The sequence below is a fragment of the Pseudomonas sp. TWP3-1 genome (assembly GCF_049896625.1).
GTDB lineage: Bacteria > Pseudomonadota > Gammaproteobacteria > Pseudomonadales > Pseudomonadaceae > Aquipseudomonas.
On record NZ_JAFCUQ010000003.1, the window covers coordinates 334,703 to 360,494 of the forward strand.

Annotated in this window: 24 protein-coding genes and 1 other RNA gene; 16 read left to right on the top strand and 9 right to left on the bottom strand. The window is 58.2% G+C overall.

Going from position 1 to position 25,792, the window contains the following annotated elements; translation table 11 throughout:
- Nucleotides 1–222 precede the first annotated feature (222 nt).
- Together dnaK and grpE are read right to left on the bottom strand one after the other, a co-directional pair.
- Nucleotides 223–2,139: a molecular chaperone DnaK gene (gene dnaK / locus ACP7BN_RS06790; RefSeq protein WP_426202646.1), complete on the bottom strand. Its 1,917-nt coding sequence runs from the start codon at nucleotides 2,137–2,139 to the stop codon at nucleotides 223–225.
- A gap of 102 nt (nucleotides 2,140–2,241) precedes the next feature.
- Nucleotides 2,242–2,808 carry a nucleotide exchange factor GrpE gene (gene grpE, locus ACP7BN_RS06795; protein WP_426202647.1) on the bottom strand — a complete coding sequence of 189 codons (567 nt, stop codon included), beginning with the start codon at nucleotides 2,806–2,808 and terminating at the stop codon, nucleotides 2,242–2,244.
- Between the two features lie 240 nt (nucleotides 2,809–3,048).
- On the opposite strand from grpE, the gene recN reads away from it, so the two are divergent.
- Nucleotides 3,049–4,722: a DNA repair protein RecN gene (gene recN / locus ACP7BN_RS06800; protein ID WP_426202650.1), complete on the top strand. Its 1,674-nt coding sequence runs from the start codon at nucleotides 3,049–3,051 to the stop codon at nucleotides 4,720–4,722.
- 75 nt (nucleotides 4,723–4,797) lie between these two features.
- Here recN and fur read toward each other — a convergent pair whose 3' ends face one another.
- On the bottom strand, nucleotides 4,798–5,202 hold the full coding sequence (gene fur, locus ACP7BN_RS06805) for a ferric iron uptake transcriptional regulator (protein WP_016771770.1): 405 nt from the start codon (nucleotides 5,200–5,202) through the stop codon (nucleotides 4,798–4,800).
- A gap of 97 nt (nucleotides 5,203–5,299) precedes the next feature.
- On the opposite strand from fur, the gene ACP7BN_RS06810 reads away from it, so the two are divergent.
- Complete coding sequence (locus ACP7BN_RS06810) at nucleotides 5,300–5,827, top strand: outer membrane protein assembly factor BamE (protein ID WP_420647544.1); 528 nt, start codon at nucleotides 5,300–5,302, stop codon at nucleotides 5,825–5,827.
- 60 nt (nucleotides 5,828–5,887) lie between these two features.
- On the opposite strand, the gene ACP7BN_RS06815 is transcribed toward ACP7BN_RS06810, so the two are convergent.
- Genes ACP7BN_RS06815 through ACP7BN_RS06825 form a run of 3 tightly spaced genes read right to left on the bottom strand, consistent with a single transcriptional unit; the run spans nucleotide 5,888 to nucleotide 8,040 of the window.
- Nucleotides 5,888–6,202, bottom strand: coding sequence for an RnfH family protein (locus ACP7BN_RS06815; protein WP_426202652.1), 315 nt, complete (start codon nucleotides 6,200–6,202; stop codon nucleotides 5,888–5,890).
- Entirely contained in the window at nucleotides 6,195–6,629 is a 435-nt protein-coding gene (locus ACP7BN_RS06820; RefSeq protein ID WP_420647542.1) for a type II toxin-antitoxin system RatA family toxin, read from the bottom strand. The genes ACP7BN_RS06815 and ACP7BN_RS06820 overlap by 8 nt, the downstream gene beginning before the upstream one ends.
- 7 nt (nucleotides 6,630–6,636) lie before the next feature.
- Nucleotides 6,637–8,040: a sodium-dependent transporter gene (locus ACP7BN_RS06825; RefSeq protein WP_420647541.1), complete on the bottom strand. Its 1,404-nt coding sequence runs from the start codon at nucleotides 8,038–8,040 to the stop codon at nucleotides 6,637–6,639.
- A 119-nt stretch (nucleotides 8,041–8,159) separates the two neighbouring features.
- Between ACP7BN_RS06825 and smpB the strand changes: the two genes are divergently transcribed.
- Nucleotides 8,160–8,642 carry an SsrA-binding protein SmpB gene (gene smpB / locus ACP7BN_RS06830; RefSeq protein WP_008088297.1) on the top strand — a complete coding sequence of 161 codons (483 nt, stop codon included), beginning with the start codon at nucleotides 8,160–8,162 and terminating at the stop codon, nucleotides 8,640–8,642.
- Between the two features lie 150 nt (nucleotides 8,643–8,792).
- Here the strand turns inward: smpB and ACP7BN_RS06835 are convergent, their stop codons facing one another.
- Nucleotides 8,793–9,560, bottom strand: a complete 768-nt coding sequence (locus tag ACP7BN_RS06835; protein WP_420647540.1) for an FCD domain-containing protein — start codon at nucleotides 9,558–9,560, stop codon at nucleotides 8,793–8,795.
- Between the two features lie 261 nt (nucleotides 9,561–9,821).
- Between ACP7BN_RS06835 and ACP7BN_RS06840 the strand changes: the two genes are divergently transcribed.
- From ACP7BN_RS06840 to ACP7BN_RS06900, 13 genes are all read left to right on the top strand, one after another.
- The gene (locus ACP7BN_RS06840; protein ID WP_426202655.1) at nucleotides 9,822–11,516 is read left to right on the top strand and encodes a lactate permease LctP family transporter; all 1,695 of its coding nucleotides are present in this window, start codon (nucleotides 9,822–9,824) and stop codon (nucleotides 11,514–11,516) included.
- 150 nt (nucleotides 11,517–11,666) lie between these two features.
- Nucleotides 11,667–12,491 carry a (Fe-S)-binding protein gene (locus ACP7BN_RS06845; RefSeq protein ID WP_426202656.1) on the top strand — a complete coding sequence of 275 codons (825 nt, stop codon included), beginning with the start codon at nucleotides 11,667–11,669 and terminating at the stop codon, nucleotides 12,489–12,491.
- A complete protein-coding gene (locus tag ACP7BN_RS06850) occupies nucleotides 12,488–13,942 on the top strand; it encodes a LutB/LldF family L-lactate oxidation iron-sulfur protein (protein ID WP_426202658.1) in 1,455 nt (484 codons plus the stop codon). Before ACP7BN_RS06845 ends, ACP7BN_RS06850 begins: the two co-directional genes overlap by 4 nt.
- On the top strand, nucleotides 13,942–14,613 hold the full coding sequence (locus ACP7BN_RS06855; protein ID WP_426202660.1) for a LutC/YkgG family protein: 672 nt from the start codon (nucleotides 13,942–13,944) through the stop codon (nucleotides 14,611–14,613). Before ACP7BN_RS06850 ends, ACP7BN_RS06855 begins: the two co-directional genes overlap by 1 nt.
- Nucleotides 14,610–17,420 (top strand): FAD-binding and (Fe-S)-binding domain-containing protein, encoded by a 2,811-nt coding sequence (locus tag ACP7BN_RS06860; protein ID WP_426202662.1) that lies wholly within the window; start codon nucleotides 14,610–14,612, stop codon nucleotides 17,418–17,420. The genes ACP7BN_RS06855 and ACP7BN_RS06860 overlap by 4 nt, the downstream gene beginning before the upstream one ends.
- 129 nt (nucleotides 17,421–17,549) lie before the next feature.
- The gene (locus ACP7BN_RS06865; protein ID WP_420647534.1) at nucleotides 17,550–17,831 is read left to right on the top strand and encodes a hypothetical protein; all 282 of its coding nucleotides are present in this window, start codon (nucleotides 17,550–17,552) and stop codon (nucleotides 17,829–17,831) included.
- A 206-nt stretch (nucleotides 17,832–18,037) separates the two neighbouring features.
- The gene (locus ACP7BN_RS06870) at nucleotides 18,038–18,313 is read left to right on the top strand and encodes a hypothetical protein (RefSeq protein ID WP_420647533.1); all 276 of its coding nucleotides are present in this window, start codon (nucleotides 18,038–18,040) and stop codon (nucleotides 18,311–18,313) included.
- 97 nt (nucleotides 18,314–18,410) lie between these two features.
- Nucleotides 18,411–18,807: a transfer-messenger RNA gene (gene ssrA, locus ACP7BN_RS06875) on the top strand.
- Between the two features lie 182 nt (nucleotides 18,808–18,989).
- The gene (locus ACP7BN_RS06880) at nucleotides 18,990–20,234 is read left to right on the top strand and encodes an integrase domain-containing protein (RefSeq protein ID WP_426202665.1); all 1,245 of its coding nucleotides are present in this window, start codon (nucleotides 18,990–18,992) and stop codon (nucleotides 20,232–20,234) included.
- A gap of 236 nt (nucleotides 20,235–20,470) precedes the next feature.
- On the top strand, nucleotides 20,471–21,394 hold the full coding sequence (locus ACP7BN_RS06885) for a hypothetical protein (RefSeq protein ID WP_426202667.1): 924 nt from the start codon (nucleotides 20,471–20,473) through the stop codon (nucleotides 21,392–21,394).
- Between the two features lie 150 nt (nucleotides 21,395–21,544).
- Entirely contained in the window at nucleotides 21,545–21,973 is a 429-nt protein-coding gene (locus ACP7BN_RS06890; RefSeq protein WP_426202670.1) for a DUF6124 family protein, read from the top strand.
- Between the two features lie 217 nt (nucleotides 21,974–22,190).
- Nucleotides 22,191–22,778, top strand: coding sequence for a ribosomal protein S5-alanine N-acetyltransferase (gene rimJ / locus ACP7BN_RS06895; RefSeq protein ID WP_426202672.1), 588 nt, complete (start codon nucleotides 22,191–22,193; stop codon nucleotides 22,776–22,778).
- Nucleotides 22,779–22,846: 68 nt separating this feature from the next.
- Entirely contained in the window at nucleotides 22,847–24,280 is a 1,434-nt protein-coding gene (locus ACP7BN_RS06900) for an ArnT family glycosyltransferase (RefSeq protein ID WP_426202674.1), read from the top strand.
- Here the strand turns inward: ACP7BN_RS06900 and ACP7BN_RS06905 are convergent.
- Together ACP7BN_RS06905 and ACP7BN_RS06910 are read right to left on the bottom strand one after the other, a co-directional pair.
- Complete coding sequence (locus ACP7BN_RS06905; protein WP_426202676.1) at nucleotides 24,231–25,070, bottom strand: phosphatase PAP2 family protein; 840 nt, start codon at nucleotides 25,068–25,070, stop codon at nucleotides 24,231–24,233. The genes ACP7BN_RS06900 and ACP7BN_RS06905 overlap by 50 nt on opposite strands.
- On the bottom strand, nucleotides 25,067–25,735 hold the full coding sequence (locus ACP7BN_RS06910) for a histidine phosphatase family protein (RefSeq protein WP_426202678.1): 669 nt from the start codon (nucleotides 25,733–25,735) through the stop codon (nucleotides 25,067–25,069). Before ACP7BN_RS06910 ends, ACP7BN_RS06905 begins: the two co-directional genes overlap by 4 nt.
- Nucleotides 25,736–25,792 lie beyond the last annotated feature (57 nt).

Below are 25,792 nucleotides of genomic sequence, written 5' to 3' on the forward strand. Positions count from 1 at the left end.
GCCCGGACCCAACTCACGTCAATTCAACGATCCTGGTCTTTGATTCATGCGGTATTTGCGGCGGAAAAGCAGGAGCATCTTCGGCCATACCACCAGCACCCGAGCGTTGTCGCATGCTGTAAAAATTCGCGTATTCCAGATACGCCAACGCGGGAGCAAGCTCCCGCGCGGCGACATCCTACCAGTCACCGCCGTGAGGCAGTCAACCGGACGACCACTGACTTACTTGTGGTCTTTGACTTCTTCGAACTCGGCATCGACAACGTCGTCAGCCTTTTCAGCCTTGTCGTCCTGCGGTGCCGCGCCTTCAGCAGGCTGAGCCTGTTCGGCATACATCTTCTGAGCAACCGGCGCGGAGACTTTCGACAGCTCCTCAACCTTGGCGTCGATAGCAGTCTTGTCGTCGCCTTTTACGGCGGCTTCCAGGGCAACCAGAGCGGCTTCGATTGCGGTCTTCTCTTCCGCGGTCACTTTGTCGCCAGCATCAGCGATCATCTTGCGAGTCGAGTGAACCAGCGCGTCACCCTGGTTACGGGCAGCAGCCAATTCTTCGAACTTCTTGTCCGCTTCAGCATTGGTTTCAGCATCACGGATCATCTGTTGAATTTCTTCATCAGACAGGCCCGAGTTGGCCTTGATGGTGATCTTTTGCTCTTTGCCAGTAGCCTTGTCTTTCGCACCAACGTGCAGGATGCCGTTGGCGTCGATGTCGAAGGTCACTTCGATTTGTGGCACGCCACGTGGTGCTGGTGGAATCTCAGCCAGGTCGAACTTGCCCAAGGACTTGTTCTGTGCGGCTTGCTTACGCTCACCTTGCAGCACGTGAATGGTCACAGCACCCTGATTGTCATCGGCAGTCGAGAACACTTGGGATTTCTTGGTAGGAATCGTGGTGTTTTTCTCGATCAGCGCGGTCATCACGCCGCCCATGGTTTCGATACCCAGGGTCAGCGGGCTGACGTCCAGCAGCAGAACGTCTTTTACGTCACCGGCCAATACTGCGCCCTGGATAGCAGCACCCATGGCAACGGCTTCGTCGGGGTTCACGTCTTTACGTGCTTCTTTACCGAAGAACTCGGTCACCAGCTTCTGAACCAGTGGCATACGGGTCTGACCGCCGACCAGGATCACGTCGTTGATCGCGCCAACATCGATACCGGAATCTTTCAGCGCAATACGGCAAGGCTCGATGGTACGTTGAACCAGGTCTTCAACCAGCGCTTCCAGCTTGGAACGCGAGATCTTCACGTTCAAGTGCTTAGGACCGGTAGCGTCTGCAGTGATATACGGCAGGTTCACGTCAGTCGACATGCTCGAGGACAGTTCGATCTTGGCTTTCTCAGCGGCTTCTTTCAGGCGCTGCATGGCCAGCGGGTCACCTTTGAGGTTCATGCCGCTTTCTTTCTTGAATTCGTCAACCAGGTAGTCGATCAGACGAATGTCGAAGTCTTCACCGCCGAGGAAGGTGTCACCGTTGGTGGCCAACACTTCGAACTGGTGCTCGCCGTCAACTTCAGCGATTTCGATCACGGACACGTCGAACGTACCGCCACCCAGGTCGTAAACGATCACGGTGTGATCGCCTTTGGCCTTGTCCATACCGTAAGCCAGAGCGGCTGCGGTTGGTTCGTTGATGATACGTTTTACGTCCAGACCAGCGATGCGGCCGGCGTCTTTGGTGGCTTGACGCTGGCTATCGTTGAAGTAGGCCGGAACGGTGATGACCGCTTCGGTTACGGTTTCGCCCAAGTAGTCTTCGGCAGTCTTCTTCATCTTTTTCAAGATTTCAGCCGAGATTTGCGGCGGCGACATTTTCTGGCCGTTTACTTCTACCCAGGCGTCGCCGTTGTCAGCCTTGGCGATTTTGTACGGGACCATCTTGATGTCTTTCTGTACGACTTCTTCGTCGAACTTACGACCGATCAAACGCTTCACCGCATACAGGGTGTTGTGCGGATTGGTCACAGCCTGACGCTTGGCCGACTGACCAACAAGGATCTCGCCATCGTTGGCATAAGCGATGATCGACGGCGTGGTACGCGCGCCTTCAGCGTTTTCAATAACTTTGGCTACACCGTTTTCAAGAACGGAGACGCAGGAGTTGGTAGTCCCCAGGTCGATACCGATAATTTTGCCCATGTTAACTCTCCCGAAACTTTGGATTTGGTTGCCGCAGCAGTGGTGGCTAACTGCGGTAGCACTTAAACGCTTGACTTCTAAATGGGGGCGCCGCGGCTAATTTCAAGCCTTCTCATCAATAGAAGGCGAAACTGGCGATGGCGCCTTGCTGACAACAACCATCGCTGGACGCAGCAGACGACCGTTGAGCTGGTAGCCCTTCTGGAAAACCTTCAACACGCTGTTTGGCTCAACGTTGGCGCTTTCCTGCATGGCCATTGCCTGATGCTCTACAGCGTTAAAAGGCTCACCTTCCTGCGGAGCAACAGCTACAAGGTTGTAGCGCGCCAGGGTGTCGTGGAACATTTTCAGGGTCAGCTCGATGCCTTCACGCATCGGACGAATGCTTTCATCATCCGCGTTCGACAGCTCGAGGCCGCGCTCCAGACTGTCAACAATCGGCAGCAGGTCGCCGGCAAATTTTTCCAGCGCAAACTTGTGCGCCTTTTCCACGTCCTGCTCGGCACGGCGGCGGACGTTTTGCAGATCGGCGGCTACACGCAGAGATTGATCCTGCGCAGCGGCCAGTTGCTCTTCGAGCAATTGCACACGAGTAGCGTCATCACCTGACGCGGCGGTCGCCTGATTGGCGTCCGTGTTTTGCGGATCTAGCGTCTGTTCGTCAGCCATGGAGTTCTCCTTTCAATAACGTCCGCGAGCTCGACTCGCGCTTCTGTCCCGGTATATGGGGCCGCAAAATCAGGCTTCAAGGGCGACGATTCATTAACCCTACAAAAAAGTGCTGCATTTTCATTTCCTCGCGCGATGTGCGTTTGGTCGGATCAAGCAAATGGACCTGAGCGAGGGCATTGTCAGCCAGAAACAAAACACTGTATAAATAACCAGACCTAAAGCCTGGGAGCGGCCGTCATGCTGGTGCACCTGTCCGTACATAACTACGCCATCGTTGAACATCTCGATCTCGAACTCGATCGCGGGATGAGCGTGATCACTGGGGAAACCGGCGCCGGCAAGTCGATCATGCTCGATGCCTTGGGTCTGACCCTCGGCGACCGTGCCGACAGCGGCGTGGTCCGCCCGGGCGCTGACAAGGCCGATATCCTCGCTACCTTCGATCTGGTCGACATTCCAGAAGCCAGCGCCTGGCTGGCCGAGCGCGACCTGAACAACGAAGGCCCGTGCATCCTGCGCCGGGTCATCACGTCGGAAGGACGCTCGCGTGGCTACATCAACGGCACGCCCTGCCCGCTCGGCGACCTCAAGGCTTTGGGCGAACTGCTGATTGATATCCATAGCCAGCATGAGCATCAATCCCTGCTCAAGACCGACACGCATCGCCGCTTGCTCGACGAATACGCCGGCGCCAACGATCTGGCCCGCCAGGTGCAACTGGCCGCCCAGCGCTGGCGCCAGACCCGCCAGGAGCTGGAGCGTCTTTCCAACTCTGGCGATGAACAACGCGCACGCCATCAACTGCTCAGCTATCAGCTTGAAGAGTTGGAAAACCTCGGCCTCGGTGAAAACGAGCTGGAACAGCTGGAGCAGGAACACAAAAACCTGACCAACGCCGAAACCCTGCTCGGCATTTGCCGGCAAGTGGTCGAGCAGTGCAGCGAAAGCGATTCCGGCAATGTGCTGAATGCGCTGACCGCCAGCCTCAATCGCCTGTCGAGCGTGAACAATTCCGTCGGCGCACTGGGCGAAGCCAGCAGCCTCCTGACCAGTGCACAGATTCAGGTCGAAGAAGCCGTCGGTGAACTTAACCGCTTCCTCGACAACTTCGATGCTGACCCGGCACGCCTGCAATATCTGGAAGAGCGCCTCGACGCTATCTACACCCTGGCGCGCAAGCACCGGATCCAGCCGACCGAGGTCGCCGACATGCAGCAAAAATTGCTGGACGAGATCGAAACCCTTAACGCCAATGACGAATCCATTGAGCAGTTGGGCGAAGAACTCGCCTCGTTTGCCCGCCACTATAAAGAGAAGGCCCGTGAGCTGAGCGATTTGCGCCATCAAGCGGCAGGCAAACTGGCCAGTGCTGTGGAGCAAGAGATTCAGCGTCTGGGTATGCCCGGTGGTCGCTTTACCATCGAGTTGCGCGCCAACTCCAGTGACGAACTGCTGCCCAACGGCCTGGAGCAGGTTGAATTGCTGGTCAGCGCCAACCCCGGCCAACCATTGAAGGCATTGGCCAAAGTGGCATCCGGCGGTGAGCTGTCACGGATCAGCCTGGCGATTCAAGTCATCACCGCGCAGACCTCCCGCGTACCGACATTGGTATTCGACGAAGTGGACGTGGGGATCGGCGGTCCAACGGCGGAAATTGTCGGCCAGTTGTTGCGGCGCCTCGGGGATCGCGGGCAGGTACTGACCGTGACGCACTTGCCGCAAGTGGCTGCGCAAGGTCATCAGCATTTGTTCGTGCACAAGGTGCGCGGCGAGCAGGCGACCCACACTGCGGTATCGAAGCTGAGCAAAAATGAGCGCATAGAAGAAGTCGCGCGGATGCTCGGCGGCATCGATCTGACCAAGGAATCCTTGGCTCACGCGAAAAAAATGGTTGTTACGGCAAAAGTTTAAGCACAGCAGAAAGCACGAAGGCGACCCTTGGGTCGCCTTCGCTCGTTTCGCGAACCTGAAATTCGCGCGACATGCTTACTTTTTCTTGCGTACGTACAGCACGAGATTGTGATCAACCATCTCAAAACCGTGCTTCTCGACGATGGATTTCTGAAGTTTTTCGATTTCTTCGTCGAAGAATTCGATGACTTCACCCGACTCCACGTTGACCATATGGTCGTGGTGGCCACCGTCGGCCAATTCAAACACTGCGTGGCCGCCGTCGAAGTTGTGACGGACCACGAGGCCAGCGGCTTCGAACTGGGTCAGAACACGGTAAACCGTGGCCAGACCGACGTCCTCGCCCGCTTCCATCAACGCCTTGTAGACGTCCTCGGCACTCATGTGACGCTGCTCTGTAGAGTCGAGCATTTGCAGGATCTTGACCCGTGGCAGGGTCACTTTGAGGCCGGCTTTGCGTAGTTCGCTATTTTCAACCATGGTCAGCTTTCTCGCGATGCTGCTTCGCAGCTTCTCTTAATGCGGGTATGATCGGCGTTTACGTTGTCCCAGCCAAGATAGTGGAAGTCGCCCACCGATGCAAAACACCAAGCTCTTGCTAACCAGTTTCACCTTTGTGGGACTGCTCGCACTCGCCGGTTGTTCATTCCCCGGGGTTTACAAAATCGACATCCAGCAGGGCAATGTCGTCACGCAGGACATGATAGACCAGTTACGCCCGGGAATGACCCGCCAGCAAGTACGGTTTATCATGGGTAACCCTCTGCTTGCCGACACGTTCCATGCCGATCGCTGGGATTATCTGTATAGCCTGCAACCTGGTGGCGGTGAACGTCAGCAGGAGCGCATGAGTGTTATCTTCAACCCGAACGACCAGCTCGTCAGCCTGTCCGGTGACTTCATGCCGGGCGTGAGCCGTGACGAAGCCATTCTCGGCAAGGGCAGCGACACTAACGTGACCGCGCCTGCTGAAAACGCCGAGAAGCCAGCACCGGAAAAACCGGTCAAGCCAGGTTCTTTGCTGGATCAGATCCAGAAAGACGTGGATGGTGTGGAGACCGTTCCGGTCCCGACACCAGAACCGCTGGACACCTCGCCGCAGTAATTGGCGGGGCAATAAAAAACCCGGATATCCGGGTTTTTTATTGCCTGCCATTTGGCCAGCTTACAGATTTCGGGCTTTGGCCTCGGCAGCCTTGGCAGCACGCAAGCGCCGCACTTCTTTCGGATCGGCCAGCAATGGTCGGTAGATCTCGATCCGATCCCCCTCTTGAATCAAGCGAACGTCAGGATCAGCAATCACCTTGCCGAAGATCCCCACAGGACAGCTCGCCAGATCCAGCTCGGGAAACTCAACACCAATACCAGACGCCATCAGCGCCGCACGCACCGTCAAGCCATCGACCACTCTGAAGGTGCGCAGCACCTGACGATCAACAGCGGCGTACACCACCTCGATTTCAATCACGGCTTCAACCATGCATCTGCTTGGCGCGCTGGCAGAACGCATCCACCAGCGTGTTCGCCGCCTGATTGAACAACGGCCCGAGCGTGGCGCGCACAATCGGCCCGGCGTAGTCGAAGGACAGATCCAGGCTGATCTTGCAGGCCTTGTCGCTCAGCGCCTTGAACACCCAGACGCCATGCAACTGGTTGAACGGGCCTTCTTCAAGGTTCATCTCGATCGACTGCCCTGGCACCAGCGTATTACGTGTGACGAAATGCTGACTAAGCCCGCCCTTGGCCACGCCGACACTGGCGCGCATGTGCTCCGGGGAGCTTTCCAGCACTTCGGCCGCCGAACACCAAGGCAGAAATTCTGGATAGCGCGCCACGTCGTTGACCAGGTCATAGAGAAATTGCGCCGGGTACGGCAGCAATGCCGATCGTTGAATATGTGTCGTCATGTAAGCGTCACTTCCAGAGCTGAGCGGCAAACACTACAAGAATGCCGATGGGCGCCACATAGCGCATCAAGAACAGGGACAGGGCGAACAGCGCCGGATTACGGATCGACAATTCGTCGCGCACCGCCTCACGGCCCATCACCCACCCGGCAAACAATACGAAACACAAACCACCGAGTGGCAACATGATCCGCGAGGTGAAGAAGTCGATCACGCCGAAGAAGTCCAGACCGCTCGCCGCACCCCACTGGTAGAGATGGAACATCCCGCCTTCGTTCACGAAAAATTTGGCTTCCTTCCAGATATTGAAGGAAAACACCGTGCCCAAACCGACGAACCAGCAGGTGAATGCCAGCCAGAAAGTCACCCAGGCGCGGCTGATTTTTGTGCGTTCAACGAGGTACGCGACCATTGGCTCCAGCAACGAAATCGCCGAACTCCAGGCAGCAACAGCCACCAATACGAAGAACACTACCCCCATCAACTGGCCGAACGCTACGTTACCAAAGGCAAATGGCAGACTGACGAACATCAGACCCGGGCCTTCGCTCGGGTTCAGGCCAGCGGCGAACACGATCGGGAACAGCGCCAGACCGGCCACCAGGGATACGAACGTATCGAGCAGCGCCACGCCCACGACCGTGCCGGACAGCGACGAGTTCTTCGGCATATAAGCGCCGTAAATCATGATCGAACCTACGCCCACGCTCAGAGAGAAAAACGCGTGGCCCATGGCTGGCAGCAGACCGTCGAGGACTTTTTCCGGGTGGAAGTCGAACATGAAATGCACGCCTTCCATGAAATGCCCGGTAGTCATGCTGTAACCGAGCAGCACCAGAATCATCACGAACAGCAACGGCATCATGATGCGCAAGCTGCGTTCCAGCCCGGCGACCACGCCTTTGGCGATTACCAGGGCCGAGAGCAGCATGAAAATCGTGTGCCAAAGTGTCAGGCGCCACGGATCGGCGATGACATTGCCGAAGTAAGCACCGACCTGAGCGGCCGATGCGCCCTGGAAGTCGCCACGCCCCATGTCAATGATGTAATCCAGCGACCAACCGCCAACCACACTATAGAAAGACAGGATCAGCAACGCCGTGATCATCCCGGCGAAGGCGCCCCATGACCATTTGCCCGAGTGCCCGGCTTCGACCGCCAGCACCTTGAGGGCGTTGGCCGGACTCTGCCGCGCACGCCGGCCGATCAGGGTTTCAGCGAGCATCACCGGGATGCCGATCAGCGCGATACACGCCAGAAACATCAGCACAAAGGCGCCGCCGCCGTAGACCCCGACCATGTAGGGAAACTTCCAGATACTACCCAGTCCCACGGCCGAACCGGTCGCGGCGAGTATGAAGACCCAGCGGCTAGCCCAACTGCCGTGGACAGAAACCTTGTCTGTCGACATCGTTTATCACGCCCAAGCGTTAGAAAAAGAGGCCGCATTGTCCGGGATTCACTCAACCTGCTCAAGCACGCAGCATCACCGTAGCGGACAGCCGTTTATCTCCATATAATGCCGCCCCTATGGCTAAACAGAAGAAACACCCAACAGGGACCATCGCGCAGAACAAAAAGGCGCGACACGATTACTTCATCGAACACAAGTTCGAGGCTGGTCTGGTCCTGGCCGGCTGGGAAGTAAAAAGTCTGCGGGCAAGCAAGCTGCAACTGGTCGACAGTTACGTGCTGCTTAAAGACGGCGAGGCCTGGCTGCTCGGCAGTCACATCACGCCGCTGATGACCGCCAGCACTCACGTCATCGCTGACCCGGTGCGCACGCGGAAATTGCTGCTCAACCGCCGCGAGCTGGAAAAGCTTGCCGCGATGGTGCAGCAAAAGGGCTACGCCTGCGTCTGCCTGTCCTGGTACTGGAGCAAGCACATGGTCAAGTGCGAGATTGCTCTGGGCAAGGGCAAGAAGGAATACGACAAGCGTGATACCGAGCGCGAACGCGATGCCGGTCGCGAATTGCAGCGCGCGGTGCGCAACAAGGGCAAGGAAGATTAATTTCCGGCCTTGATGCTGCACTGTGGCGAGGGAGCTTGCTCCCGCTCGACTGCGCAGCAGGCGTCATCGGCTTTCGCGACAATCAATAAAGCGAGGGCCGCTGCGCACCCCAGCGGGAGCAAGCTCCCTCGCCACAATTGAATTACCGTCCTACATCCCTTTGCGCCGCTCGGCCCGAGCCATGCGCTGTACTTCCTGACGCACCTCTTCCAGCACTTCCTGCACATACAAAATATGTCGGCTGGAGACTTCGCGCGCCTGCTCGGCATGCCCTTCGATAATCGCTTGAAACAATTCCCGGTGCTGAGTGATCAGCATGTCGCGAGTTTCCGTGCGCTGTTTGTACATGCCGCCAATGTTGGTCACCACGTTGCGCTTGAGCAGATCGAACAATCCGCGAATGGTGTGCAGCAACACGGCGTTGTGACTGGCCTCGGCGATCGCCAGGTGAAACTTCGCATCCGCCGCGCCCTCTTCCGCCCGGCTCACTTCATCGTGCCGCGAGTAGCAGTCCTGCAACTCTTCAAACGCAGCCGTCAGACGTTCGCGATCCACATCGGTGGCGCGCAACGCAGCGTAATACGCGCACGATGCCTCCAGAGTGTGGCGGAACTCCAGCAGATCGCGCTGGGCCTCAGGGTTGCTTTCAAGCAGCTGCAACAGCGGATCGCTGAACGTTGAACCCAGCGACTCCACCACATAATTACCGCCGCCCTGCTTGCTGATCAGCAAACCTTTGGCCGCCAGTTTCTGAATCGCTTCGCGCAACGATGGGCGTGAAACCCCGAACTGCTCGGCCAGCGTGCGCTCAGCCGGCAGCCGCTCACCGGACTTCAGCGTGCCCTCGAGGATCATCCCCTCAAGCCGCTCGACAATATCGTCAGACAAACGGCGCTGACGTATCTGATCAAACCCCATAACTCACTTCTCCACGAGCCCGACCGCTCGCCGGGCTCTCTATTCTGGCCTATCGGCGCCTTCACGACACCTACCAGACAGCACTCGCTCGAGCGGATCAGATGCGCTCTGCACCGCTCATTCGACGAAATTTTCGGGGCGGCAAATTGACACACCCACATCAAGGCTTTTACCCTAGCCAACAGCGATTGTAAATTGGTCTTACCAATTAACCAAGAACGCTGACAGTGCCTGACCAACAACAATTAGGGGCCACCCCATATGCAAACCTGGCAACAGATCTACAGCCCGCTCGGCAGTCTCGGCGTTTCCGCACTCGCGGCCGTCATCCCCATCATATTTTTCTTCCTTGCTCTGGCGGTGTTCCGCCTCAAGGGCCATGTGGCCGGCAGCATCACGCTGGCGCTGGCGATCATCGTGGCGATTTTTGCGTTTCAGATGCCGGTCGACATGGCGTTTGCGGCTGCCGGATATGGCTTTGCCTACGGCTTGTGGCCGATCGCGTGGATCATTGTCGCGGCAGTATTCCTGTACAAGCTGACGGTCAAGAGTGGTCAGTTTGAGGTGATCCGCAGCTCGGTGCTGTCGATCACTGACGACCAACGCATACAGGTGCTGTTGATCGGTTTTTGCTTCGGCGCATTCCTCGAAGGTGCCGCCGGTTTCGGTGCGCCGGTGGCGATTACCGCAGCGCTCCTTGTAGGACTGGGCTTCAATCCGCTGTACGCCGCCGGCCTGTGCCTGATCGCCAACACCGCGCCGGTTGCTTTCGGTGCCCTGGGGATTCCGATCATCGTCGCCGGTCAAGTCACCGGCATCGACGCTTTCAAGATCGGCGCAATGACTGGCCGGCAACTGCCGCTGCTGTCGCTGTTCGTGCCGTTCTGGCTGGTGTTCATGATGGACGGCCTGCGCGGCGTGCGCGAAACCTGGCCGGCAGCATTGGTCGCGGGCCTGAGCTTCGCCATCACCCAATACTTCACTTCGAACTTCATCGGTCCGGAACTGCCGGATATCACCTCGGCCCTCGCCAGCCTGATTTCGCTGACGCTGTTCCTGAAAGTCTGGCAGCCGAAACGCACCGCAGGCGCGCAAATCGCTGGCGTGACTTCCAGCGAAATCGTCACCGCCAGCGTCGGCGGTTTCGGCCAGAAGCGCACTACCGTGGCGTCGCCTTACAGCCTTGTGGAAATTTTCAAGGCCTGGTCGCCGTTCCTGATCCTCACCGTACTGGTGACCATCTGGACCCTGAAACCTTTCAAAGCGATGTTTGCCGCCGGCGGCTCGATGTACGCCTGGGTGTTCAACTTCGCGATCCCGCATCTTGATCAACTGGTGATCAAAACCGCACCGATCGTCGCCGCGCCAACCGCGATCCCGGCCGTATTCAAACTCGACCCGATTTCCGCGACCGGCACGGCAATTTTCTTCTCCGCGCTGATCTCGATGCTGGTACTGAAGATCAATTTCAAAACTGGTCTTACCACTTTAAAAGAGACCTTCTACGAACTGCGCTGGCCAATTCTGTCGATCGGCATGGTGCTGGCCTTCGCCTTCGTCACCAACTATTCCGGCATGTCTTCGACCATGGCTTTGGTGCTAGCCGGAACTGGCGCGGCGTTCCCGTTCTTCTCGCCGTTCCTGGGTTGGCTGGGTGTGTTCCTCACCGGTTCCGATACCTCGTCCAACGCACTGTTCAGTTCGCTGCAAGCGACCACCGCGCACCAGATCGGCGTCAGTGACGTGCTACTGGTGGCGGCGAACACCAGCGGCGGCGTGACCGGCAAGATGATTTCGCCGCAATCGATCGCCGTGGCCTGCGCCGCGACGGGTCTGGTGGGCAAGGAGTCGGATCTGTTCCGCTTCACCCTCAAGCACAGCCTATTCTTTGCAACGATTGTCGGCCTGATCACGCTGGCCCAGGCCTACTGGTTCACCGGCATGCTGGTGCATTGAGATTACAAGCAACACGGATAAAACCGACGCCGGTGCGTGATTCCGGCGTCAGCAATTCACAACCCGGTCTGTAAGGCTGCTGAAAGCAACTCTCTCTATATTCAGCAGCCGCAGCAGACGGATAACCGGGCCCACCCGGAGACACGCCTGATGAGCGAGCTTTTTTACAACGCAGTGCCCAATGCCACGCGCGTCGCACCGCCACTGCCCGAACCTCGGCAGTACCCCAGCGAGAAACCGTCGCGGGTCTATCTGTTCGGCACGTGCGTGGTTGATCTGTTCTATCCCGAAGCGGGGATGGACGCGATCCACTTGCTGGAGCGCGAAGGCATTCGGGTCGAATACCCGCAAGGGCAGAGCTGCTGCGGACAACCGGCCTACACCTCGGGTTACACCGAGCAGGCGCGGACGGTGGCGCGCTCGCAACTGGCGCTGTTTGCCGGGGATTATCCGGTGGTGGTGCCGTCAGGTTCCTGCGCGGGCATGCTGCGTGAGCATTACGCCGACTTGTTCAAGGACGAGCCGGAAACGCTGCAACAGGTTCAAGCCCTCGCGGCGCGAACCTACGAACTGGCCGAGTTTCTGCTGTTCGTGTGCAAGGTGCAGCTCAAGGACAGCGGCGCACCGGTCAAAGTGGCGCTGCACACCTCGTGTTCGGCGCGACGGGAAATGAATACCCACCTGCACGGTCGCGAGCTGTTGGCGCAACTGAGCAACGTGGAGCGGGTCAATCACGACCACGAAAGCGAATGCTGTGGCTTCGGTGGAACATTCAGCGTCCGTATGCCAGACATTTCCGGCGCGATGGTGGCTGACAAGACCCGGTCGCTGAAGGAGTCCGGCGCGCATCAGGTACTCAGTGCCGATTGCGGCTGCTTGATGAATATCAACGGCTCACTGGAGAAACAAAAGGAAGCATTACGCGGGCAACACTTGGCGAGCTTCCTCTGGCAACGAACCGGAGGTGCGCAATGAGCACTTCCGCGATTATTCCTACGGTTGCCGTAGAAGAAGACTTCCGCACCCGGGCGCACAACGCCTTGGGTGACCAGCAGCTACGGAACAACTTCCGCACTGCGATGGATTCACTGATGACCAAGCGGGCAGCGGCTTTCAGCGATGCCCACGAAAGAGAACACTTGCGTGAACTGGGCAATGCAATCCGTGCCCGCGCGCTCTCCAAGTTGCCCGACCTGCTCGAGCAACTGGAACAGAACCTGACCCGCAACGGTGTGACAGTGCACTGGGCGGAAACGGTGGACGAGGCCAATGGCATCGTCCTCTCGATCATCCGCGCTCACGAGGCGCGGCAAGTGATCAAGGGCAAATCGATGGTCAGCGAAGAAATGGAGATGAATCATTTCCTCGCTGATCAAGGCATTGAATGCCTGGAATCGGACATGGGCGAGTACATCGTCCAGCTCGACCACGAGAAGCCTTCACACATTATTATGCCGGCGATCCACAAGAATGCCGGTCAGGTCGCGTCCTTGTTCCACGACAAACTTGGCGTGGAATACACCAAGGACGTTGACCAACTCATTCAGATCGGTCGCAGGGTTCTGCGGCAGAAATTTTTCGAAGCGGACATCGGCGTCTCCGGCGTCAACTTCGCCGTGGCCGAAACCGGCACTTTGTTGCTGGTGGAAAACGAAGGCAACGGGCGCATGACCACCACCGTGCCGCCAGTGCACATCGCCGTCACCGGCATCGAAAAAGTCGTGGAAAACCTGCGCGACGTGGTGCCGCTCTTGTCCCTGCTGACGCGCTCGGCACTGGGCATTCCGATCACCACCTACGTCAACATGATCTCCGGGCCACGCAAGGAACATGAACTCGACGGCCCGCAGGAAGTGCATCTGGTGCTGCTCGACAACGGTCGCAGCCAGGCCTTCGCCGACAGCGAATTGCGCCAGACCCTGAACTGCATCCGCTGCGGCGCCTGCATGAATCATTGCCCGGTCTACACCCGAATCGGCGGCCACGCCTATGGCGAGGTTTACCCCGGCCCTATCGGAAAAATCATCACCCCGCACATGGTCGGCCTGGCGAAAGTCCCGGACCACCCGAGCGCGTCTTCGTTGTGCGGCGCTTGTGGTGAAGTGTGTCCGGTAAAAATCCCGATTCCGGCGCTGCTGCGGCGTTTGCGCGAAGAAAACGTCAAAGCCCCGGACGCGCCAAATCAAGTGATGCGCGGTCAGGGCAGCAAGTATTCGCGCAAGGAGCGTTTCATCTGGAACGCCTGGGCGAAGCTCAACAGCTCGCCAACGCTGTATCGACTGTTCGCGTTCTGCGCCACACGCCTGCGCGCCCTCGCCCCGAGCAACGTCGGGCCGTGGACACAAAACCACAGCGCACCGAAACCCGCCGCCCGCTCACTGCACGACATGGCGCGCGAGCATCTGGCCAAACAGGGAGATCGTTGATGAGCGCCAAGCAAAATATCCTCGGCAAGCTTCGGAAAAGTCTGACTGGCGCCACGCCGATTGCCGACAACTTCGACGTCGAACTGGTGACCCAGCCCTACACCTACAGCGCCGAACAACGCATTCCGCAACTGCGCAAACTGATGGAAGCGGTGCACACCGAAATCCATCTGACTACCGATCAGGAGTGGCCAGCGCTGTTGGCGCAGCTGTTACATGATCGCCAACTGCCAAGCCTGCTGATCGCGCCGACTACGCCCCACGGTCAACGCATCGCACAGCACTGGGCGAACAATCCCGAGCTGCCGACACTGAAATCCTACGCCCGGCCGATGGAAGAGTGGAAAGCCGAGCTGTTCAACGACACCCCGGCCAGTCTCACCGGCACCCTCGGCGCCATCGCCGCAACCGGCAGCCTGATTCTCTGGCCGAGCCGCGAAGAACCACGGCTGATGAGTCTGGTGCCGCCAGTGCATTTCGCCCTGCTCAAGGCCAGCCAGATCCGCGACAACTTCTATCAGGTGCAGCAGGAATTCGAGTGGGCGCAAGGCATGCCGACCAACGCGCTGCTTGTGTCCGGCCCGTCGAAAACCGCTGACATCGAACAAGTCTTGGCGTACGGCGCCCACGGCCCGAAAGATTTGGTGGTTCTGATCCTGGAGGACCAATGACATTACCGGCGGCTTTCCTGCGCGATGTGCAAAACCTGATTCCTGCCGAACGGCGTTTCGACGATGCGTTGTCGACTTTAGCCTTCGGCACTGACGCGAGTTTCTATCGGCTGATCCCCAAACTGGTGATCCGCGTCGAATCCGAAGATGAAGTGGTAGCGCTGCTGCAACTGGCCCAGCGCGATCAGGTTGCGGTGACCTTTCGTGCGGCCGGTACCAGCCTCTCCGGGCAAGCAATCAGCGATTCAGTGCTGATCGTGCTTGGGGATAACTGGAACGCGCGTGAGATTCGCGGCCAAGGTATGCAGATTCGCCTGCAGCCGGGGGTGATCGGCGCTCAGGCCAATGCCTGGCTGGCGCCGTTCGGGCGCAAGATCGGCCCGGACCCGGCGTCGATCAACGCCTGCAAGATCGGCGGCATCGTCGCTAACAACGCCAGCGGCATGTGCTGCGGAACCGCGCAAAATACTTACCACACGCTGGCCGGGATTCGTCTGGTACTGGCCGACGGCACGCGCCTTGATACCGAAGATGCCGCCAGTGTTGCGGCGTTTCGTGTGAGCCATGGGGATTTGCTTGAGCGTCTGGCGACGCTGGGTCGTGAGACTCGCGCGAATGCCGAACTCGCCGCGAGAATCCGCCACAAATATCGTCTGAAAAATACCACCGGCCTGTCACTCAACGCCCTGGTGGATTTTGACGAGCCTGTGGATATCTTGAGCCACTTGCTGGTCGGCTCCGAAGGCACCCTCGGGTTCATCAGCGCAGTGACTTACGACACGGTGATCGATCATCCGAACAAAGCTTCGGCATTGATCGTGTTCCCGGACGTGGAAACCTGCTGCAACGCGGTCACGGTGTTGAAAAGCCAACCGGTGTCAGCGGTGGAACTGCTTGATCGACGCAGTCTGCGCTCGGTGCAGGACAAACCCGGCATGCCGGATTTCGTACAACAGCTGTCGAACAATGCCTGCGCGCTGCTGATCGAATCCCGCGCGGCGTCTTCCACTTTGTTGCAAGAACAACTTGCGCAGATCATGGCTTCACTGCACGGTTTCCCGGTGGAGAAACAGGTCGACTTCACCGAAGATCCGCTGGAAAACGCCCGTCTCTGGGCGATCCGCAAAGACACTTTCCCCGCGGTCGGCGCGGTGCGCAAAACCGGCACCACGGTGATCATCGAAGACGTGACCTTCCCGGTCGAGCAACTGGCAATCGGTGTTAACCGTCTGATCGAGCTGTTCGACAAGCATTCCTACGACGAAGCGATCCTTTTCGGACACGCACTGGAAGGCAATCTGCACTTCGTCTTCACCCAAGGCTTCAACAGCCCGGAAGAAGTCGCACGCTATCAGGCGTTCATGGACGACGTGGCGCAACTGGTCGCGGTGGAATTCGGCGGTTCGCTCAAGGCTGAACACGGCACCGGGCGCAACATGGCGCCGTTCGTGGAGCTGGAATGGGGCAGCGACGCTTACCAGTTGATGTGGCAGCTGAAACGATTGCTCGACCCCAACGGCATTCTCAATCCGGACGTGGTGCTCAGCGAAGATCCGCAGATTCATCTCAAACATCTGAAACCGCTGCCGGCGGCCGACGAGATCGTCGACAAGTGCATCGAGTGCGGTTTCTGTGAACCGGTGTGCCCGTCGAAAGGCCTGACCCTGAGCCCGCGCCAGCGCATTGTGATCTGGCGCGATATTCAGGCGAAAAAACGCGCAGGCGTCGACACCACCGAGCTGGAAAAAGCCTACGAATACCAAGGCATCGACACCTGCGCGGCGACCGGTCTGTGCGCGCAACGCTGCCCTGTAGGAATCAATACCGGGGAGCTGGTGAAAAAGCTCCGCGCCCGCACCGCCACGCATACGAAAGCGGCCAACTGGATTGAAGGAAATTTCGCCAGGACGCTGCAAGGTGCGCGACTCACCCTGCACGTGGCCAACGGCGCACGGATGATGTTGGGGGCGCCGCGTCTGGCCAAACTGTCAGCGACTTTGACCCGACTGTCCAAGGGACAGGTGCCGCAGTGGAACAACGCGATGCCGCAACCGGAAAAAGCCATTCGTTTCAGTCCTGCAGTCTCGGACGAACGTCCGCGCGTGGTGTATCTGGCGGCGTGTGTGTCGCGGGTGATGGGGCCGGTGGCGGGCGACAACGAGCAGATGTCGCTGTACGACAAAACCCGTGGTTTGCTGGAAAAGGCTGGTTACCAAGTCGTCTTCCCCGACAATCTGGACAACTTGTGTTGTGGGCAGCCGTTCGCCTCCAAGGGTTACGCCGAACAGGCCGAGCACAAACGTCAGGAGCTGATCAGCGCGTTGCTGCACGCCAGCCGTGGCGGGCTCGATCCGATCTATTGCGACACCAGCCCGTGCACATTGCGCCTGGTGCAGGATGTCGGCGAAACCCGACTGGACCTGTACGACCCGGTGCGTTTTATCCGTACGCATCTGCTGGATCGGCTGGACTTCACGCCGCAAGACGCGCCGATTGCCGTGCATGTGACGTGCAGCACTCAGCATCTTGGCGAGAGCCAGGCGCTGATTGATCTGGCGCGCAAGTGCAGCAAAAACGTGGTGATTCCGGAAGGCATTCATTGCTGCGGATTCGCCGGCGACAAAGGCTTCACCACGCCTGAGTTGAACCGTCATTCGCTGCGCACGCTCAAGGACGCGGTGCAGCATTGCAGCGAAGGGATTTCCACCAGCCGGACGTGCGAAATCGGCCTGACGCAACATGGCGGGATCGATTATCACGGCCTGGTTTATCTGGTGGATCGGGTCACTCAGGCCAAAGCCTCCTGACGAAAATCAGAACCCTTGGCGGAGACGGTAGTCCATAGAACAAGCCTCAGACAGTTGGGGTTTGTCCTGCTTTCGCTGGACCGCTCACGGTCAGCGAAGTGTGGATTACTCAATTTGAAGGAGATACTCATGAAGCGTTCTGTACTGCTGGGTCTGTTCGTTACTGCCTCGATGATGGCTTCCACCTCGTTCGCCGCTGATAAGCCAGACAGCCTGTGCGATGCCAATTTGAACCAGATCGAAAGTGCCAAGACGCAATATCAGACGTCGCCCGATCTGAATGCGCGCGTTTCAGCCAGTGTGAGTAAAGCCCGGGCCCTCAAGGCACAAGGCAAGACCGACGAATGCCTCATTGAAACCCAGCAAACCCTTCTGGAAATCCAGAAAGGCACGGGTGACACCAAAAAATGACCCTTAGGCTGACCAACTTCTAGGTCAACGTCGTCGGATGGGAGTTTGCTGCGCTGGCCTTTTCATACCAGACGTAAAAAAAACCGAATTCCTGTGTGCCGTCGCGGTCGATTGAACAGGCCCGATTCGAACGCGGCCTGTTACGACCTCGGCATCGCCGCCAGATCGTCCGGCAGCACCGAGACCACCTGCTCTAGGAGAGACCCATGAAGCTTTCTGCAATTGCTGGATTGTTCATCGCTGGTGCCCTGCTGACGTCGCCGGTGTTTGCGGCAGACAAAGACCTTTGCGCCGGGAATCTTCAAACCATAAAAGACTTCGTGACCAGCCAGCCGTCCATTCCTGAAACGTCCATGAACAACGTCAAGGAAGCACAGGAACAAGCGGTAGCGGCACAGGCAGCCGGCAACGACAAGGAATGCGTTGAGGTCACCTCGTCCCTGATCACCAAGATGCAAATTCGCAATCCGACACGTAACTGATCCGTCACAGGGCCAACCTTCGGGTTGGCCTTCCACGACTGATTGACGTACACTGCGCACGTCTGCTGCTCACTGAGATGCAACGAGCAACAGGCACGGGGCCGTTTTGGATTCGACGCCGGTCGCGAAACTTTAGGTGCATGCCGACTTGGTAACAGAAGTCGTAAATCCACTGTTGCAACTACTTATAGTTGCCAATGACGAAAACTACGGCCAGGAATTCTCTCTCGCTGCGTAAGCAGCTTTAGACCTGAGCTTCTGGTACCTTCGGGTCCAGCAATCACCAGGGGATGTCTGTAAACCCAAAGTGATTGTCATATAGAACAGAATCGCCGTGCAGTACGTTGTGGACGAAGCGGCTAAAACTTACACAACTCGCCCAAAGCACCCTGCCCTTCGGGTCGCTGAGGGTTAACTTAATAGAACCGGCTACGCATGTAGTACCGACAGCGGAGTACTGGCGGACGGGGGTTCAAATCCCCCCGGCTCCACCACTTAATCATCTAAAGACGTCCAAGGGCGTCTTTTTTTGTGCCTGAAATCCAGCAAATACAGGGGATTCAGGTCCGACGGGGTCCGATGGTATCTGAGCACATCCTACAATTCGTGTATTCCACGTGGTATTCCAAGCCCACGACTGCTATTTTTTGGAATACATGCAGTATCGGAGATTCTCATGGGTGCCCAAGCCACTCGACTTTCAGACGTCAAAGTCAAAGCAGCGAAACCAAAGGAAAAAGACTACATCCTCACTGATGGCGACGGCCTCCAGATGAGAGTGAGGGCTAATGGCTCAAAGCTCTGGAATTTTAACTACATTCACCCAGCCACCAAGAAGCGGATCAATATGGGCCTTGGTACGTTTCCGGAGGTGAGTTTGGCTCAAGCCAGGAAACGGACGGTAGAGGCCAGGGAGCTGGTGGCGCAAGGGCTTGATCCGAAAGCGAAGCGTGACGAAGATCGGCAAACGTTAAGAGCGACTACTGAACATACCTTTAAAAACGTAGCCACCGCTTGGTTCGAGCTCAAGAAAGACTCGGTTACTACTGCTTATGCTGAAGACATCTGGCGCTCGCTCACGCTGCACGTTTTTCCCGACTTGGCCGCTACCCCAATCTCAGCGATCACTGCTCCGGCGGTTATCAAACTGCTCAGACCGCTTGAAACCAAAGGCAGTCTTGAGACCGTGAAGCGACTGAGCCAGCGTCTTAACGAGATCATGACTTATGGCGTGAATTCCGGCTTGATTCACTCGAATCCACTGAGCGGAATTCGCTCTGTCTTCAAGAAACCCAAGAAGACGAACATGGCAGCACTTGCGCCAAACGAACTCAATGAGCTAATGGTGACGGTGGCCAACGCCAGTATCAAAAGGACCACACGCTGCTTGATTGAGTGGCAACTTCACACCATGACTCGCCCTTCAGAAGCAGCCACCGCACGATGGGCAGATATCGACATCGGCAAGAAAATCTGGACGATACCGCCTGAACGGATGAAAAAGCGCCGGACCCACATCATCCCACTCACAGAACAAGCTTTGGGGCTCCTAGAGGCTATAAAGCCCCTTAGCGGGCACCGCGAGCATGTCTTCCCGGCGGATCGCAATCCCCTTACTCATTGCAACAGCCAAACAGCCAATATGGCTCTGAAGCGCATGGGTTTCGAAGGCCGCTTGGTTAGCCACGGCATGCGCTCAATGGCCAGCACCATTCTCAACGAACACGGCTGGGATCCTGAGCTAATCGAAGTTGCCCTGGCTCACGTGGACAAAGACGAGGTGCGTAGCGCCTATAATCGGGCAGATTACATAGAGCGCCGCAGGCCAATGATGAAATGGTGGAGCGAGCATATCCAGGAAGCTGCTACCGGGAGCCTTTCTATGTCCGCAATCAATGACAGCGGGGGTGTAGTCCGCTAACGCAATACGCACAATTTTGCATGACATAAATTACGTGCAAATCACCAGGCACGATTTCCGGTCTTCCTTTCGTGACTGGCCTGGTGAATGCCCCCAGCCCACCAATTCCAACGACGAAGCCCGCCAAGTGCGGGCTTTGTCGCATCTGGCGTGTGGATAAACACTGCCCCTCCGCCGTTGGACGGAGCCCGTCACGAGCCCTATGCTGCGGGCACTGATTTGCTCCGAGGTACCTCATGAAAATTTTGATCGCCGCAGCTCTCGCCACAATCGTTTCCCTGTGCGCTCACGCAGCCGACGCCCCCACTGCGCGAGTCGAGCAGATCACCTTCAAAAGCGGCTCCGACAGTGTGCAGCGCAAGCAATCGATCAAGGGCTATCAGACTGCCGAATACAAGTTCGACGCCAAGGCTGGGCAGATTCTGACCGTTGATTTCAAACCTTCCAGCACCTCCGCCTATTTCAACATCGCAGCCAAAGGCTCGGACTACGCGTTGTTCAACGGCTCGATCATGGGCAATCACTTCTTGGGTTCGCTGCCCGCCGACGGCGGGTACACGGTTCAGGTCTACTTGATGCGCAATGCCGCACGACGGGATCAAGTAGCGAATTACGCGCTGTCCGTGAGTCTCGCCGGTGGCGATGCGACAGATAACAAAAAGCCGTTCGACCAGATGCTGCAATTGAACGGCATCATCTTTCATGTCACTACCGAACAGGTTGATGGCAAATCCATGCTGCGCATCACGCCCAGCGGTCTGCAGATCGACAACGCTCCCGTCACCCGCCCGCTCGGCGGCAATATCGTGCGCGCCGAAGTTGCCGACCTGAATCGCGACGGTTCGCCTGAGGTCTACGCCTTTGTGCACTCTGCCGGTCGCGGCATGCCGGGCGAGCTGATTGCTTACTCGGCCAACAATAAGAAATCCCTAAGTGAAATCTACTTGCCGCCGGTCAGCGACAACCCGAAAGCGGCCGAGGGTTATCAGGGCGAGGATTCGTTTGCGGTGGTCGAGAACACGTTGGTCCAGCGCTTTCCCTTGTACGACAGTGCGGATGCAAACGCGGGACGGACGGGGAAAATGCGCCAGATTCAGTACCGGTTAATGGCGGGTGAGGCCGGGTGGGTTTTACGCGAGGACAAGGTGAGCACTTACTGATTCAGGCACTGCGGGGCGACGGTTCTCCGGTGCAGGCCATCAGGAATTGGCGTCTTAGGAAATTTCCCGCAACACGCGTCGACTTTCATGAACTAGTGGCCACAGCTCCACAAGGTTAGTCTCCAGCCCTCGTTTCCAACCGGACGTTGGATGACCAACCGGCAGCGCCGGGATCCCGAACTGCATGGAGCCACCGTGATGAAGAAAGACAGCGCAAAGCCTGTTGATGAATTGCCGCAATCCAAACCTGAAACGCTCGAGCTTTCAATTGTTCCAAAGCCTGTCGAAGCAGCACCAGCGGTCCGCGAACAGCGGCGTCAGCGCCTGCCGCTTGATCAGATCCTCAGCGTGCGTACCGACGTCGATCTGCCCACCCTGCTCACCCACGCCTGCGAAATGCTCGCGGCGGTCAATGCGCTGGCCCTGGATTTCGCCGGCGAACTTACCCCACCCCAGCGCCAGAAACTCATGGCGATTCAGCAGTTGACGATGTTGGCGGAGATGTTGGTGCTCAGGGCATGCGAGACCGTCGACCCGTTGAAGCTCGCGACCCGACCGACATCGCCCGTGCGCCACTGAGAATCAGCGAGTGCCTGCTGCCCGAGCCGTGCATCAAGATGAACTTATCTTCACCCCTGGTTCAGGTTTGGCCGTGTACAGTCCACTCGCTCATTCAAGAAACTACGGTTCGCCCGCTCTCCCGCGGGCTTTTTTTTGCCTGGTGTTTAGTGGCGATTTGTATTTCCAGGCCCGCCGGGCAATTCTGTTGGAGATTTCCAGCCTCCCGGAGCGTCCGATGTCCCTGCTGACCCTGCCCTGCCAACGCCTGACGCTCGCCGTTCTTTCGCCGGATCAAGCCGCGCTGGAAAGCGCTTTCTATCAGCGCAATCAACGCCATCTCGCGCCGTGGTCGCCGATCCGCACCACCGAATATTTCTCCACTTCACAAATTCGCCGTCGTCTGGAAATACAGGCCAGTGCATTCGAAGCAGGGCTGGCGGTGCATCTGGCGCTGCTGACGCCGGACGGTGAGCAGATGATCGGCGCGTGCAATTTCAGCGGCATCATTCGCGGCGCGTTTCAGGCGTGTTATGTGGGTTATCACATTGATCAGGCGCATCAGGGCCTGGGTTTGATGCACGAAGCGCTGGAGGCGGGCATCGGCTACATGTTCGACACGCAGAACCTGCACCGGATCATGGCCAATTACGTACCCGGTAACGAACGCAGCGCGCGTCTGCTGGAGCGCCTCGGTTTTGAGCAGGAAGGTTACGCCAAGGCCTACCTGAATATCGCCGGGCGCTGGCAGGATCATGTGCTGACGGCGCTGGTCAATCCGGGATTCGAAACGCCGGATCAGCGCTGGTCGCGACGTCTCGCCTGACGTTCACCAATTGTTAAGCAATGGCCATATAAGCTCAGGCTTCCGCTCCTGCCCGGTTGCCTGAAACCATGTCGCGTGCCGCCTCTTCGCTGTTTCTGCTTGCTGCCCTGCTGTTTTTCTCCGCCTTGGGCAACCACCAACTGCAAGGCTCCACCGAGGCCCGGGTCGGGGGCATTGCGATGGAAATGCACCTGGATAATGACTGGGTCACGCCGCGTCTGTTTGGCGAACCGTTCCTGGAAAAACCGCCCTTGAGCCTATGGCTGGACGCTGGTGCCATGCGCCTGTTTGGGGTTTCGCCGTGGGCGGTGCGTCTGGCCTCGGCGGTCGCCGGGCTGCTTAGCGTACTGTTGCTTTACGCGATGTTGCGGCGCTTCGAACGGCCGAAGGCGATTGCCTGGACGGCGGGGATTCTGCTGGCGACCATGGCCAGTTACTGGAGCAACGTGCGCGGAGTCGGTGAAGATGCGCTGCTCGCGCTCGGGGTGACGATGGCGTTGCTGGCGTTTTTTCAGGCGCAACGTGCATCGACCCGCGCCAACAGTCTGCTGTTCATCGCCGGGATCGCCATCGCCACGTTGAGCAAAGGCGTACTTGGTCTGGCGATGCCGGGTGTAGTGATTTTCGCGTATCTGCTGGCCGACAACCTGCTCGATCGACATTTCAAACTCAGTGCGTGGATACGTCCGGGGCTGTTGACGGCAGTCGGCCTGATACCGCTGCTGATCTGGCTCGCGCTGCTGTATCAGCGCGGTGGCACACAAGCGGTCAGCGAAGTGTTGTTGACCAATAGCGTCGGGCGTTTCAGCGGCTCGTTCGTCGAGGCCGGGCATTACGAGCCCTTCTATTACTACCTGGCCAAACTGCCGCAAGCGTTTCTGCCGTGGAACATCCTGGTGTATCTGGGACTGTGGCACTTTCGCAAAGACCTGCGCGCCAACCGCTATCTGCTGTTTTTCAGCCTGTGGATAATTGCGCAGTTCGTGATGCTGACCCTCGCTTCCAGCAAACGCACGGTGTACCTGATGTCGATGACGCCCGCAGCCGCTGTCATCGCAGCGGAATATGCCGGGGTTCTGTTCGAGAAGTTGAAAGCTTACGAAAACGGTTTCAGCGGCTGGATTGCGCGCCATCGGCAGACGCTGGCAATCAGCATTCTGGCGCTGGTGATCGGCAGTTACCTGGCCGCCGCGCAATGGGCGTTGCCGCACGCGGACCGCAAACTGTCGTTCCTGCCGCTGACTGAACAGATTCAAGCGCTGCAAGCCAACGGTCATCAGGTCGCGCTGTTCCAGGCCAATGAGCGCGTGGGCGGCGCCAGCGTGTTCTATACGCAGAGCGTGCTGAAGGGTCTGGATACCGCGGCGCAGTTACGCGACTTTCTCGCTGCATCTACTGACAACGTGGCGGTGATCGCCGGGGATCAACCGCCCGCCGCGCCGCTGAAGGTAATCAGGACAATGAAGGTGGGGCGTCAGGCGTATTACTTTGTGAACCTGTAAGCGCAGCTTGCTTGCGCTGAAGCACCGGCAGATCCAGCCGTGCTCGCCCGTAAAACGCCAGCGCAGTCAGCAAGCACGCCAGCCAGACAAAGATTCCGGCCCAGAACGTGTGGGACATGTAATGCCAGCCCTGTAGGACCCGCGTGGTGCCATAGACGAAACCCAGCAGCAGCGAGCCCCACAACACAGCGCTGGAGAAGCGCCACTGATAACGCCGCGCCACGAAATACAGCGCGAGCATGGTGAACCCGCCGGAAGCATGTCCGCCCGGCCAGCAGCGTCCGTCACCAGCCTCGTGGAACAACTGGAAGTTTTCATACCACTCGATGCGGGCCATTTTGCCGCCGTACAACGTGGTTTCAATCGGGCAATACACGCTGGTGTGGGCCTTGAGGAAATGGATCACCCCGGTGCAAACCGCGAACGCCACCACCACGAAGATAAAGTCGCGTCGATGCTCGGCAGCAAAGCGCAGCACTGGCGCAACGTTGCTGCGCTGAAGAAAACCGCCCAGCCGTGGATGCTTCTCCGGCTTCACCAAAGGCCAGACAAACGACAGTAGCGCGCCAATCAAGGCGATTTCCGCTGTCCAGTTCGGAATGATCCGCGCCCACTTGTGGGTCAGTTGCTCGAAGAAATGAATCTTGTCCAGCGGGAAGGTGTGGGTCAGCGGGTCGTACAGCAGATTGCTGAAGGTGATATCGATGTTGGTCATGTCGAACATGAAAAGCACCAGCGTCGCGCAGATCAGCGGAAGACCGAAGTTGTAGGCGTAAAACCGAGAGTTCATTGGGTGCTCACCGTGCGCCAGTCAGAGGCTTCGATAAAGCCGAGCATCTTCGGCGCCGCCGGGCTGGCAGCTGAAACAAACAGTGAGGCGCCATAACCGACATCTGCGATCGGCACTTTCAGATCTTTTGCCAGTTGCGCCATGCATTCGCTGTGGGTCACCAGCACCAGGTTGCGGCCGGGAATCTTGTGCGCGAGGGCTTCTTGCAACATGCGGCCCTTGCAACTGATCAGCCAGTCTTCGTTGGCGACCTTGTTGAACATGTACCCCGCGGTCTGCACGGTGCGCACCATCGGGCTGTTATAGATGTCGACGTTACTCAGCCCCAGTTGCTCAAACTGCGCGCCGACACTCACGGCAACGCTGCGCGAACGGTCAGTGATGCCATCGTCGCCGCTCAGGCAAGGTGCTTTGGAGTGATCGCAGCGTTCGACATGGCGTACCAGCGCGATCATCTCGCCCCTAGCCCAGCCATCCTTCAACGCCTGCGCACCCTTGATGTTGCCGTGGGCCAGGTCAGGCACCGCCGCCGGTGCCAGCAGCCACAGGGTCAGCGGGATCACCAGCACCGAGGCTGCCAGCACTACCCAGGTGTTGCGAAACCGCGCCAGCCCGCGCAGATCGATCGAGCGTTTTACGCCGAACAGACTCAGTCTCAATTCCACATCAAGCCGCCTCACCGGCATACATCACGTTCATTTGATGCCGCGAGGGTAGCGACC

What these genes read in the sequence shown, in the direction of transcription:
- dnaK (WP_426202646.1), bottom strand. Translation starts at nt 2,139, where the DNA reads ATGGGCAAAATTATCGGTATCGACCTGGGGACTACCAACTCCTGCGTC.
- grpE (WP_426202647.1), bottom strand. Translation starts at nt 2,808, where the DNA reads ATGGCTGACGAACAGACGCTAGATCCGCAAAACACGGACGCCAATCAG.
- recN (WP_426202650.1), top strand. Translation starts at nt 3,049, where the DNA reads ATGCTGGTGCACCTGTCCGTACATAACTACGCCATCGTTGAACATCTC.
- fur (WP_016771770.1), bottom strand. Translation starts at nt 5,202, where the DNA reads ATGGTTGAAAATAGCGAACTACGCAAAGCCGGCCTCAAAGTGACCCTG.
- ACP7BN_RS06810 (WP_420647544.1), top strand. Translation starts at nt 5,300, where the DNA reads ATGCAAAACACCAAGCTCTTGCTAACCAGTTTCACCTTTGTGGGACTG.
- ACP7BN_RS06815 (WP_426202652.1), bottom strand. Translation starts at nt 6,202, where the DNA reads ATGGTTGAAGCCGTGATTGAAATCGAGGTGGTGTACGCCGCTGTTGAT.
- ACP7BN_RS06820 (WP_420647542.1), bottom strand. Translation starts at nt 6,629, where the DNA reads ATGACGACACATATTCAACGATCGGCATTGCTGCCGTACCCGGCGCAA.
- ACP7BN_RS06825 (WP_420647541.1), bottom strand. Translation starts at nt 8,040, where the DNA reads ATGTCGACAGACAAGGTTTCTGTCCACGGCAGTTGGGCTAGCCGCTGG.
- smpB (WP_008088297.1), top strand. Translation starts at nt 8,160, where the DNA reads ATGGCTAAACAGAAGAAACACCCAACAGGGACCATCGCGCAGAACAAA.
- ACP7BN_RS06835 (WP_420647540.1), bottom strand. Translation starts at nt 9,560, where the DNA reads ATGGGGTTTGATCAGATACGTCAGCGCCGTTTGTCTGACGATATTGTC.
- ACP7BN_RS06840 (WP_426202655.1), top strand. Translation starts at nt 9,822, where the DNA reads ATGCAAACCTGGCAACAGATCTACAGCCCGCTCGGCAGTCTCGGCGTT.
- ACP7BN_RS06845 (WP_426202656.1), top strand. Translation starts at nt 11,667, where the DNA reads ATGAGCGAGCTTTTTTACAACGCAGTGCCCAATGCCACGCGCGTCGCA.
- ACP7BN_RS06850 (WP_426202658.1), top strand. Translation starts at nt 12,488, where the DNA reads ATGAGCACTTCCGCGATTATTCCTACGGTTGCCGTAGAAGAAGACTTC.
- ACP7BN_RS06855 (WP_426202660.1), top strand. Translation starts at nt 13,942, where the DNA reads ATGAGCGCCAAGCAAAATATCCTCGGCAAGCTTCGGAAAAGTCTGACT.
- ACP7BN_RS06860 (WP_426202662.1), top strand. Translation starts at nt 14,610, where the DNA reads ATGACATTACCGGCGGCTTTCCTGCGCGATGTGCAAAACCTGATTCCT.
- ACP7BN_RS06865 (WP_420647534.1), top strand. Translation starts at nt 17,550, where the DNA reads ATGAAGCGTTCTGTACTGCTGGGTCTGTTCGTTACTGCCTCGATGATG.
- ACP7BN_RS06870 (WP_420647533.1), top strand. Translation starts at nt 18,038, where the DNA reads ATGAAGCTTTCTGCAATTGCTGGATTGTTCATCGCTGGTGCCCTGCTG.
- ACP7BN_RS06880 (WP_426202665.1), top strand. Translation starts at nt 18,990, where the DNA reads ATGGGTGCCCAAGCCACTCGACTTTCAGACGTCAAAGTCAAAGCAGCG.
- ACP7BN_RS06885 (WP_426202667.1), top strand. Translation starts at nt 20,471, where the DNA reads ATGAAAATTTTGATCGCCGCAGCTCTCGCCACAATCGTTTCCCTGTGC.
- ACP7BN_RS06890 (WP_426202670.1), top strand. Translation starts at nt 21,545, where the DNA reads ATGACCAACCGGCAGCGCCGGGATCCCGAACTGCATGGAGCCACCGTG.
- rimJ (WP_426202672.1), top strand. Translation starts at nt 22,191, where the DNA reads ATGTCCCTGCTGACCCTGCCCTGCCAACGCCTGACGCTCGCCGTTCTT.
- ACP7BN_RS06900 (WP_426202674.1), top strand. Translation starts at nt 22,847, where the DNA reads ATGTCGCGTGCCGCCTCTTCGCTGTTTCTGCTTGCTGCCCTGCTGTTT.
- ACP7BN_RS06905 (WP_426202676.1), bottom strand. Translation starts at nt 25,070, where the DNA reads ATGAACTCTCGGTTTTACGCCTACAACTTCGGTCTTCCGCTGATCTGC.